The following is an 11,441-nucleotide window of genomic DNA, read 5'->3' as shown; positions in this document are numbered from 1 at the left end:
CCGCCGAGACCGCGGCGGTCGACGAGCGCGAGGCCGAAGCGCGCGTCCGCACGGCTGAGGAGGCGGGCCGCATCGCCGCCGAGGCGCTGTCGCTGGCGCGCGAGGCGCGCGCCGGGGCGACCGCGCGTGCGGAGAACCAGGATCTGCGCCGCGTCGAGATGGCACGGCTGTCGGGCGAGCGCTTCGCCTGCCCGCCGCCCTTGCTCGGCGAGCGCGTCGGGTTCGATCTCGACGATGTCGGCGATCCGCAGGACGAATCGGTCAAGCACGACAAATTGCTGATCGATCGCGAACGGCTCGGGCCGGTCAATCTGGTCGCCGAAACCGAGCTCGCCGAACTCGATTCGCAGCACACCGATGCCGCCGCCGAGCGCGACGAACTCGGCCAGGCGGTGGCGCAACTGCGCGGCTCGATCGGCACGCTCAATCGTGAGGGGCGGCAGCGCCTGCTCGCCGCGTTCGAGGCGGTCAACGGCCATTTCCAGCGGCTGTTCACGACCCTGTTCAATGGCGGCGCGGCGCGGCTCGAACTGGTCGATTCGGACGATCCGCTCGAAGCCGGGCTGGAGATCATGGCGCAGCCGCCCGGCAAGAAGCTTCAGTCACTGACCCTGTTATCGGGCGGCGAGCAGGCGCTGACCGCGGTGGCGCTAATCTTCGGCCTGTTCCTGACCAACCCCGCGCCGATCTGCGTGCTCGACGAAGTCGACGCGCCGCTCGACGACGCCAATATCGAACGCTTCTGCGACCTGCTCGACCGCATGACCGAAGAAACCGCGACGCGCTATCTGATCGTCACCCACAATGCGGTGACGATGAGCCGCATGCACCGCCTGTTCGGCGTGACGATGGTCGAACGCGGCGTCAGCCGGCTGGTGTCGGTCGACCTGGGCGGCGCGGAGAGTCTGCTGGCGGCGGAGTGAGGCTGGCCGCCGAAGTTTTCAGCGGAGCTGAAATCGAGGTCAAGGCCAGCCCGGCCGGCGGCGCTCAAGCGCCGTCCGACGACGCGGGCTTTGCCCGCGGCGGGGCTCAGGTCTCGACCCGCTCCGGCAACAATAACTTCCCGAACACCAGCTTGATCGCCACGAACACCGCCGCCGCGCCCAGGATCGCGGCGGCGTGGATTCCCCAGAAGCGCCCAGCCGGCATGATCTCCAGCCAGCCGCCGACCACGCCGACCAGGTAATTGGCCAGCGCCAGGAACAGATAATAGATGCCGACCACCGTCCCGGAGATCGCCCGTGGCGCGGCGCGCGAATAAAGCGCTAGGCTGACCGGAAAGACGTTGGCGAACCCCAGATTGTTGAGCGTGTTGACCGCGAGCGCGACCCATAGAGCCGGCTTGACGCCGGTCGCTTCGTGACGGCTGGCAACGATCATCACCAGCAGGAACGCGGACGACGAGATCAGGCAGCCGATGATCAGCTTGCTCATCTCGTCGGGTTCGCGCCAATGCCGCGCATACCAGCGCCAGAACGCCACTGCCCCGGCCAGCGTCACGAACCCGGTAAAGGCGTCGAACGAGACCAGGAACGAGGTCGGCATGCGGTGCCCGAGCAGCATGAATTCGTAAGAGCGGTCGGCCCAGACCAGATAGGCGTTGAACATCTGCTGGTTGCCGATCGCGCTTACCGCCAGCACCGGGACCATGAACAGCAGCAGGACAAGTACGACGATATCGCGCCGCGTCATCGCCGCGCGTGGCGCGGCCGATGCGCTCGCGGCTCGCCGCTCGGTCAGCGGATCGGGCGGCAGATGGCGGCGGCCCGCCAGATAGATGACCAGCCCGATCACCATCCCGACGCCGGCCGCGCCGAACCCCCAATGCCAGCCGACTTCCTCGCCCAGCGCGCCGCACACCAACGGTGCGAAGAAGGCGCCGAGGCTGATGCCGATATAATAGATCTGGAACGCATCGGTCGCGCGGCCGTCGCCCGGCGCGTAGAGCGCGCCGACCTGGCTCGCGAGATTGCCCTTGAGGCAGCCGACACCGAGCACGAGCAGCAGCAAGGCGAGCAGGAACGACACGTCGAACGCCATTAGGAAATGGCCCGCCGCCATCAGCAAGGCGCCGATCGTCACCGTCAGCGTCTTGCCCAGCCAGCGGTCGGCGAGCAGCCCGCCGAGGATCGGGGTGATATAGACCAGCATCGTGTAGGTGCCGAAAATGTGCGAGGCGAGCGCCTGGGTGTTGGGCGGTGCGCCGTAGATCCCCGCCAGTACGTGGCTGAACCAGCCGAACCCGACGATCTGCTCGACATGCGGCGCCAGCAGCAGCGCCTTGACCATGTACAGCACCAGCAAAGTCTGCATGCCGTAATAGGAAAAACGCTCGAACGCCTCGGTGAAGGCGATGACCGGCAGGCCGACGGGGTGCCCCAGGAACTCGCGGCGATGCGTCGCGCCGACGGGCCGTGGCCCGGCATCCGGTTCTTCGATCGTCACCCACCCGCTCCCACTCGAAAGGTCGAGGCTAAGGCGACGGTGCGGTTGGGGCAATGGGTAGGTCGGGTATCAGCCCAGCGGACGGTCCTATATGATTCACGCGGAGGCGCGGAGGCGCGAAGCGGAACTTTTTCGCGCAGAGGCGCAGAGCGCGCAGAGATGTTTTGCGCAATGAGATGGCGGGGCAAATGCATTGACCTGATCAAGGGCCTCGCAGGGCGAGGCCGATCCATCATCTCTGCGCCTCTGCGCGAACCTTCTTCGCGCCTCCGCGCCACCGCGTGAGAAAATCAATGCCTCGAACAAGCTGTCGATGCACTCACAGGCGAAATCCCCACCCGCCGCTTGCCCCGGGTCAAACTCTGCGGCACCACCGCGTGCATGACCGAAGCCGCTCGCGCCGACACCGTTTTTTTCGGGCATCCGCGCGGGGTCGCCTATCTCGCTTTCACCGAATGCTGGGAGCGGTTCAGCTATTACGGCATGACCTCGCTGCTGACGCTCTACATGGTCCAGCAATTGTTCCTGCCGGGTCATGCCGAGCATGTGCTGGGGCTGGCGGCATTGCGGCCATTGTTCAGCTGGCATGGCGCGCTCAGCGATGTCGCCTTCGCCTCGCTGATCTACGGCTGGTATGGCGGATTGGTCTATTTCACCCCGATCCTCGGCGGCTGGATCGCCGATCGCTGGTTGGGCGCGAAGGCCACCGTCATCATCGGAGCGTTGCTGATGTGCGCAGGGCATCTCGCCATGGCGTTCGACGCCTCGTTCCTGCTCGCGTTGCTGATGCTGATCCTCGGCTCGGGCTGCCTCAAGGGCAATATCTCGGCGCAGGTTGGCGAACTCTATCCGGCCGAAGCGGAATCGCGGCGGACGCAGGGCTACACGATCTTTTCGGCGGGCATCAATGTCGGGGCGATACTGGGGCCGCTCGCCTGCGGTGCGCTCGCCGCGGCTTATGGCTGGCATGCCGGGTTCGGCGCGGCGGCGGGGCTGATGCTGCTCGCCTTGGTCATCTACCTCGCGGGCCAGCGCCATCTGACCGGTCACAGCCCGCGCGCCGACCGCGTCGCGCTGCCGCCGATGACTGCGGCCGAGCGCAAGCGGATGTGGTTGCTGATCCTGGTCGCCGCGATGACCCTGTTCCCCAACGTCGCCTATCCGATGATCTGGGGGATCGGCGTGCTGTGGGTCGACCAGCATGTCAGCCTGTGGACGCCATGGGGCGATGTCCCGCCGTCCTGGTTCAACTCGATCGATCCGTTCGCCTCGGTCGTCGCGGTGCCGCCGCTGGTGGCGCTCTGGGCGTGGCAGGCCAAGCGCGGGCGCGAGTCGTCGGACGTCGTCAAGATCGGGATCGGCGCTCTGCTGACCGGCGTCTCGGCGTTCGTGCTGGTCGCCGGCGCGTTGCTGGCAGGGCCGGACGGCAAGACCGACGTATGGTGGGCGCTCGCCGGGTTCTTCGGCATGGGCATCGCGTTCCTCTATTATTGGCCGGTGCTGCTCGCGTTGATCAGCCAGGCCGCACCCAAACAGGTCACCGCGACCATGATGGGCGGGGTATATTTGTCGTTCTTCCTGGGCAGTGTGATCATGGGCTGGGTTGGCAGTTTCTACGACACGATGAGTCCCGCCGCGTTCTGGGCGCTCGACGGATCGATCGGATTGGTCGGCGGGCTGCTGATGCTGGCGATCGCGCGGCCGGTCGCGCGGGCGCTTGAACCTGTGCCGGACGGGGATGCCGAGTGGCGCTGAGAGTCTGTTTGAAAACTCGCGAAGGAGCGAGTTTTGAGGCTGCACCATCCTCCGCAGCCATTCTATCGACGCTTTGCATCGTTGGAACCTTGGGCTGGTGCCGCGAAACGCGCCCCCAGCGCGTTTCCAAACCGACTCTGAGTCCGCACGAATTCGCTTGGTACAATACCGGAACGGGCGTAATATTCGCGCCATGCGCGGGTTTATCCCCTTGCTGGTATTGGCCCTTGGCGCGACGGGTGCTCCGTCGTCGGCCGATAGCGGCGTTCCCCAGGATCCACCGGTGGTTCCGGCGACCGGCGCGACTACCGCGGCGACCGCAACCGACCTGCTCGGTTTCACCAATGCCGAACAGCGCATGACCGTTCCGGTGTCGATCGGCCCGAGCGGCCCCTATCCGTTCATCATCGATACCGGGTCGGAGCGCACCGTCGTGTCGCGCGAGCTGGCGAGCATTCTCAAGCTCGCCACCGGACGCCGTGTCCATGTGACGACGATGGCGGGACAGAGCGAGCTCGGCACCTATAAGCTCTCCGATCTCCGCGTGAACATGATCGCCCCCGACACGCTCGAGGCGCCGGCGGTCGACGCCACCAATCTCGGTGCGCCAGGCATGCTGGGAATCGACGCGCTCAAGGGCCATTCGGTGTCCATCGATTTCGACAAGAACGTGATGGAAGTTCGCGCGTCGAAGCGGCGCGGCATGGGCGGCAGCCCCGACGACATCGTGATCCGCGCCAAGAACCTCTACGGCCAGTTGATCGTCACCGATGCGCGCTATCGCGGCAAGCGCATCTCGGTCGTGATCGACACCGGATCGCCGGTCACCGTCGGCAACCTCGCGCTGCTGAAGCTGGTGAAGACGGAAAAATCCCTGGGCAATGTCGCCCTGCTCACGGTGACCGGTCAATATCTCAACGCCGATTATCGCGTGATCGACTCGCTCGACATCGCCGGGGTCGGCTTTCACCAACTGCCGATCGCGTTCGCGGACGCCGTTCCGTTCGACCGGTTCGGGTTGAGCAATACGCCGGCATTGATGCTGGGGATGGACTCGCTGCGGCTGTTCCGCCGCGTCCAGATCGATTTCGCCAATCGCGAAATCCGCCTGACCCTGCCGCGCTCGGTCAACGCGGTGCCGGCACGCTTTCGATAATAACGTAATCGACGACTCGTTGGCGCGGTTGCCAGCCGCCCGATTTCGCGCGTGGTTGTCGTTTGCAGCTACGCTGAGACGGCACCAGCCCTCCCCCGGCCTCCCATAGAATATCCTGATTGAGAGGACGGGTGGAGGAGCGGGCTGGTGCAGCAATCGTTTCAGCTTTGCTGAAACCGGGTATAGTCTCCCCAATCATCGCAACAATCGGGGGTCGGCATGCGCGCTTTGGGGTGGATCATCGTGGCGGGTCTCGTCGCGCAACCAATGGTCGGAGCGGCAGCCGCGCGGGGCGCCGACCTCCGTCCCGACCAGCAGGCGTTCTTCGGCCTCTACAAGGAACTGGTCGAAACCAACACGGTGGTCGACATCGGCAGCTGCACCCAGGCGACCGCGCAGATCGCCGCGCGGATGAAGGCGGCGGGCTATAGCGACAGTGAGCTGACGCCATTTTCGGTGCCCGACCATCCCAAGGATGGCGGGCTGGTCGCGACCCTGAAGGGCAGCGATACCAAGGCCAAGCCGATGCTGCTGCTCGCGCATATCGACGTCGTCGCCGCCAAGCGCGAGGATTGGGTGCGCGATCCGTTCAAGCTGATCGAGGAGAACGGCTTTTATTACGGCCGCGGCACGGTCGACGACAAGGCGATGGCCGCGATCTGGGCCGATGCGATGATCCGCTTCAAGCAGAGCGGCTACAAGCCCAAGCGCACGATCAAGATGGCGCTGACCTGCGGCGAGGAGACCACGTATGCGTTCAACGGCGCGCAATGGCTGGCCGCGAACAAGCCCGATTTGATCGCCGCCGAATTCGCGCTCAACGAAGGTGGCGGCGGGCGCTACAACGCCAAAGGCGAGCGCGAGATGCTGGCGATCCAGGTCGGCGAAAAGGCGGCGCAGAACTTCACCTTCACCACCACCAATCCCGGCGGACATAGCTCGCAGCCGGTGCCCGACAACGCGATCTACGAGCTTGCCGACGCGCTCGAGAAAGTGCGCGGCTACGAATTCCCGGTGAAGTTCACTGATACGACCCGCGCTTTCTTCACCGCCGTCGCCGGCGCGCCGCAAACCCCGGCGCCGATGGCCGCCGCGGTCAAGCGGCTGCTCGCCGATCCCAATGATGCCGAGGCGGACAAGATCGTCTCGCTCGACAAAGCGATGCACTCGACCCTGCGGACCACGTGCGTCGCGACCTTGCTGAGCGCCGGCCATGCCGAGAATGCGCTGCCGCAAAAGGCCACCGCCAACGTCAATTGCCGCATCTTCCCGGGCGAAAGCGTCGACGGAACGCTCGCCAAGTTGAAGGAACTGGCCGGCCCCAAGGTGACGGTCACCGCCAACCAGCCGGTCCGCCCGATCGGCATCCCGCCGACGCTCGATCCCAAAATCGTCGGACCGATGAAGACGCTGGCCGACAAATATTTCCCCGGCGTGCCGATGCTGCCCAGCATGTCGACCGGTGCCACCGACGGCATCTTCTTCGAAGCGATCGGCATCCCGACCTATGGCGCGCCGGGCGTGTTCATCGAATCCGACTTCAGCGGCATCCACGGGCTGAACGAACGCATCCGCGTCGAGTCGCTCTATGTCGGCCGGGATTATCTCTACGATCTGGTGAAGGCGTATGCGGGGTAACTCAGGTCGAATGCGACCGAGTTGAATCGGCACCCCGGCCTTGTCCCGGGGTCCACCGGGCGGCAAGCCCGGGAAAAGAAGCTCCTGCTATGCGCTAACCTGCGCAGTGGATGCCGGGACAAGCCCGGCATGACGGCTAAATCTGATCGTATTCGTCTCTAGGTCATCGCCGATTATCGCCGCTCAGCCGTAGCAGCGCCGCGCCATGCGAAGGCACGGACCGCACAATCCGGCCCGTCGTCGTCCCGGCATCGGCGCGCAACCAGCAATCGCGCACCCGCACCGTACCGCGCAGGTCGAGCTGGCTGAGCGCGATCGACACATCGCGCGCTTTCCCGGCGGTGTTGAACAGCGCGAGATAGGTATCGCCGCCGGGATGGCGCGCCGACCAGATCCGCGTGTCGTCGGCAATGAAGTGCGGACGGTTGTCGCGCGACTGCTGGTTGACGGCGATCACTTCGGGATTGGTCAGCAGGTCGAGCGTCGCCTGGTCGAGGTGGCGCAGGTCGCCGCCCATGATCAGCGGCGATCGCGCGATCGACCACAAGGTCATCAGCGTGCGTTGTTCGTCGGGCGTGAATTTGGTGTCGCGCTGTCCGAGCGCGAGACGGCCCAGCGGCAGCATGTCGGCATCGGGCCAGCATCCCGCCGAACGGTGCGGGTTCCAATTTTCGAGCCGGGTAAACTGCGCTTCCAGCAGCGGCCATTCGTCCCAGAAATCGTCCGAGATACGCCACATCTGCGCATAACGGCGGACATGATCGCCGCGGACCACCGGCGTTTCGCCGGGCGAGAGGCTGAGGATGATCGGCCGACCGGTCGCCAGGATGGCGCGATGCGCAGCTTCGATCTCGGGCGCATGGGCATCATAGGGGCGGCTCATGTCGTCCATCTTGACGAAATCGACGCGCCACGACGCATAGAGCCGGAAGACGCTGTCATAATAAGCCTGCGCGCCCGGCCGAGTCATATCGACGCCGTACATGTCGGGATTCCACGGGCAGGTGCTGGCGGTGTCGGCGATATCGCGCGCGGTGTAGCGCGTGCCGAGCACCGGCAAATTGCGCTCGACCGCCAGCCGCGGGATGCCGCGCATCAAGTGGATGCCGAATTTGAGCCCCAGTCGATGAACTTGCGTCGCGATCGGCGCGAAGCCGCGTCCGTCCACGCTCGACGGAAATCGATTGGGCGCAGGAAGCAGGCGACCATTGCCGTCCATCGTCGGCACTGGCTTGGCGGCATAAGTGTAGCTCGATGCGCCGGGCTCGTACCACTGAATGTCGATGGTGAAGATGTCATAGCCGGCCGGCTTCAGCTTGGCCGCCATGATCTCCGCGGTCTCGATCGCCTGGGCTTCGTTGATCGTCGTGGCGAAGCTGTTCCAGCTATTCCACCCCATTGGCGGCGTGGGCGCGAGCAGAAGGCTCCGGCGGACGCGCCCGGCGCGTGCGATAGCCGGTGCCGCGGCCGCCGCGCCGGTTCCCAGCAACAGCGCGCGGCGGTCGATCGTCGGGCCGCTCATGCTGCCATTTCCCTGCTCGATACCGCCAGCCGGATTGCGTCCACTGCTCGCTCCTCCCTCAATGCGCGTCCAGGCGCGCTGGCCACGCGGGTGGCGATTGAGGTCCGGTAAGTCAATTCAGATTATGTCAGACAAAATCCGCCAGATGCGCCGGGTGACGGAGAGAGCGCTGGCTACACCGTCACCTGCTCGCCAAGCTCGAGCACCTTGCCCGGCGGGATGTGGAGGAAGTCGGTCGGATCGCTGGCGTTGCGCTGCAGGAACATGAAGATGCGATCCTGCCATAACGGCATGCCGACCTCGGCATCGGGCTTGAGCGTGTTGCGACCGATGAAATAGCTCGCCTTCATTGGGTGCAGGTTGATCAGCCCCGCCTCGGTCGCGTCGGCAAGAGCGCGCGGCACGTCGGGTGTCTCCATGAAGCCATAGCGCAGGATGATGACGCTGAAATTGTCGTCGATTCGTCTGACCTCGCACCTTTCCTCGGGAGATACTTGCGGCCGGTCGGCGGTGCGTACCGATGCGATCAGATTGACCTCGTGCAGCACTTTGTTGTGCTTGAGGTTGTGGAGCAGCGCGCCGGGCGCGCTGTCGGGATTGCCGGTCAGGAAGATCGCGGTACCCTCGACGCGTTCGGGCGCGCGGCGCGCGAGCGCGGCGGCAAGGTCGGCGAGCGGGACGCTCTGGCGTTGCTCGAACGTCTTGACGATCGCCTTGCCGCGCACCCAGGTGAAGATGACCAACCCGATCAATGCGGCGATCACCAGCGGCACCCAGCCGCCTTCGATCACGCGCAGAATGTTGGCGCCGAAAAAGATCAAATCGAGCGTCAGGAACGGCAGGATCAGCGCCAGTGCCAAATGGCGCGGCCAATGCCAGCTGTGCCGCACCACGACATAAGCGAGCAGGGTGGTGATCACCATCGTGCCCGTCACCGCGATGCCATAGGCCGCCGCCATCGCCGACGAGGTGCGGAACTGGATCACCAGCACCAGCACCCCGACCAGCAGCAGCCAGTTGATCGACGGCAGATAGATCTGCCCGGCATAATCAGCGGATGTGTTGCGCACCCTGAGCCGCGGCAGGAAACCAAGCTGGACCGCCTGTTGGGTCAGCGAATAGGCTCCGGTGATCACCGCCTGGCTGGCGATGATCGTCGCCAGGGTCGCCAGGATGACGAGCAAGGGTCGAACGGTCTCGGGCGCCATCAGGAAGAACCAGTCGGCATTCTCCCATTTCTGCCCGGTCGCCTGCACCGCCTCGAGCTTGTTGAGCGTGTAGGCGCCTTGTCCCAGGTAATTGAGGCATAGAGCGGGAAAGGCGAGCAGGAACCAGCCGAGCCGGATCGGCTTCGCCCCGAAATGTCCCATATCGGCGGTCAGCGCCTCGGCGCCGGTCACCGTCAGAAACACCGCGCCCAACACAAACAGTCCGAGCACGCCGTGCGTCGCCAGGAAATCTCCGGCGTAATAAGGATTGAATGCCCACAGGATGCCGGGCTCGTCGCTGATATGATAGAGGCCCAGACCGCCGATCACCATGAACCACAGGACGCAGACCGGGCCGAACAATACCGATACGCGCGCGGTGCCGCGCGCCTGGATCATAAACAGCCCGATCAGGATCGCGATGGTGACCGCCAGGATGGTGTGCTCGCCGATCGCGTCGGCGCCGCCGGGAATCGTGCGCAGACCCTCGACCGCCGACAGCACCGACAGCGACGGGGTGATGATCGCGTCGCCGTAGAACAACGCCGCGCCCGCGGCGCCGAGTACCAAGGCGATGCGCGAGCGCCAGCCGAGCGCGCGTCGCGCCAGCGCCGCCAGCGCAAGCACGCCGCCTTCGCCCTGATTGTCGGCGCGCATCAGGAAGGTGACGTATTTGATCGAGACGATCAGGATCAGCGACCATAAGGCCAGGCTGAGCACCCCCAATATCTCGTCGGCGGTCAGTCCGTCCGCCGCCGCCTGACCGAGCGCTTCGCGAAATGCGTAAAGCGGACTGGTGCCGATATCGCCGAACACCACGCCGATCGCGCCGATGGTCAGCGCGGCCAGCGCCTTTTTCGACATCGTCTGTTGGGGGGAAGTGGCTGCTGACATGGAGTCGGATGGGCCTGCCGGGAAGGACGGCGCGCTTTACGCCTGTTGGCGCGCCGATCAAGCGGCTTTTGTTGCACTGCCGCAAGCCATTGATCGCGCCCTGCCATTACGGCATGGATGAGGAATGGTTCCCTTTTCGTTCGCTGGCCATCAATTTGCCGCGCTGCCCGACGGCGCGCTATTCTGGTTTGCGCGGCGTGCGCTGATCGTCGCCGACCTGCATTTCGAGAAAGCGAGCTGGTTCGCGAGCTTCGGCCAGATGCTGCCGCCTTATGATAGCGCGGCGACTCTGGCGGGGCTGGAACAGGCGGTCGCGGCGACCGATCCGGTCGAGATCTGGTGCCTTGGCGACAGCTTCCACGATTCGCGCGGATGCGAGCGCTTGCCTGCCGCCGAACAGGACCGGCTGCGCGCGCTGACCGCCGCGCATCGCTTCGTCTGGGTGATCGGCAATCACGACCACGCCATGGCCGATCCGTGCGGTGGCGAGATCGTCGACGAGGCCGACATCGACGGACTGGTGCTGCGGCACGAAGCCGACCCGCGCGACCTGCGGCCCGAGCTATCGGGACATTTCCACCCCAAATTGCGCGTCCGCGTGCGTGGGCGGTTGGTATCGCGGCGCTGTTTCGTCGCGACCGGGACCAAGTTGGTGCTCCCCGCCTTCGGGTCGCTGACCGGCGGCCTCGATGTCCATCACCCGGAGATCGTCCGAGCGGTCGGTCGCTATGGCGAGGCGTTGGTGCCGCTGGCGGATAGGCTGTTGCGGTTTCCGCTCGCGGCGTGAACTCTAGTCCTCTCCCGCTTGCGGGTGCACCGGGTC

At 65.4% G+C, this 11,441-nt stretch carries 7 protein-coding genes and 1 pseudogene; 5 read left to right on the top strand and 3 right to left on the bottom strand.

Features of this window, described 5'->3' with window-relative positions:
- A pseudogene (locus SAS01S_RS19960) lies at positions 1 to 923 on the top strand (chromosome segregation protein); the annotation flags it as partial.
- 106 nt (positions 924 to 1,029) lie between these two features.
- Here the strand turns inward: SAS01S_RS19960 and SAS01S_RS19955 are convergent.
- Complete coding sequence (locus SAS01S_RS19955) at positions 1,030 to 2,445, bottom strand: peptide MFS transporter (RefSeq protein ID WP_245657033.1); 1,416 nt, start codon at positions 2,443 to 2,445, stop codon at positions 1,030 to 1,032.
- A gap of 381 nt (positions 2,446 to 2,826) precedes the next feature.
- On the opposite strand from SAS01S_RS19955, the gene SAS01S_RS19950 reads away from it, so the two are divergent.
- The 3 genes from SAS01S_RS19950 (at position 2,827) to SAS01S_RS19940 (ending at position 6,994) form a co-directional block, all read left to right on the top strand.
- Positions 2,827 to 4,200: a peptide MFS transporter gene (locus SAS01S_RS19950; RefSeq protein WP_066812676.1), complete on the top strand. Its 1,374-nt coding sequence runs from the start codon at positions 2,827 to 2,829 to the stop codon at positions 4,198 to 4,200.
- A gap of 193 nt (positions 4,201 to 4,393) precedes the next feature.
- A complete protein-coding gene (locus SAS01S_RS19945; RefSeq protein ID WP_066812675.1) occupies positions 4,394 to 5,356 on the top strand; it encodes an aspartyl protease family protein in 963 nt (320 codons plus the stop codon).
- Between the two features lie 219 nt (positions 5,357 to 5,575).
- Positions 5,576 to 6,994: a M20/M25/M40 family metallo-hydrolase gene (locus SAS01S_RS19940; RefSeq protein ID WP_066812674.1), complete on the top strand. Its 1,419-nt coding sequence runs from the start codon at positions 5,576 to 5,578 to the stop codon at positions 6,992 to 6,994.
- A 163-nt stretch (positions 6,995 to 7,157) separates the two neighbouring features.
- Here the strand turns inward: SAS01S_RS19940 and SAS01S_RS19935 are convergent, their stop codons facing one another.
- Positions 7,158 to 8,516: a glycoside hydrolase family 27 protein gene (locus SAS01S_RS19935; protein WP_066812673.1), complete on the bottom strand. Its 1,359-nt coding sequence runs from the start codon at positions 8,514 to 8,516 to the stop codon at positions 7,158 to 7,160.
- Positions 8,517 to 8,689: 173 nt separating this feature from the next.
- Positions 8,690 to 10,618, bottom strand: a complete 1,929-nt coding sequence (locus SAS01S_RS19930; protein ID WP_066812672.1) for a potassium transporter Kup — start codon at positions 10,616 to 10,618, stop codon at positions 8,690 to 8,692.
- Positions 10,619 to 10,742: 124 nt separating this feature from the next.
- On the opposite strand from SAS01S_RS19930, the gene pdeM reads away from it, so the two are divergent.
- Positions 10,743 to 11,405 carry a ligase-associated DNA damage response endonuclease PdeM gene (gene pdeM / locus SAS01S_RS19925; RefSeq protein WP_066812670.1) on the top strand — a complete coding sequence of 221 codons (663 nt, stop codon included), beginning with the start codon at positions 10,743 to 10,745 and terminating at the stop codon, positions 11,403 to 11,405.
- Positions 11,406 to 11,441: the final 36 nt, after the last annotated feature.

This window comes from Sphingomonas asaccharolytica NBRC 15499, assembly GCF_001598355.1.
Lineage (GTDB): Bacteria > Pseudomonadota > Alphaproteobacteria > Sphingomonadales > Sphingomonadaceae > Sphingomonas > Sphingomonas asaccharolytica.
Note: the sequence above shows the minus strand (reverse complement) of the source record. Positions and strands in the feature narration are given on the sequence as shown.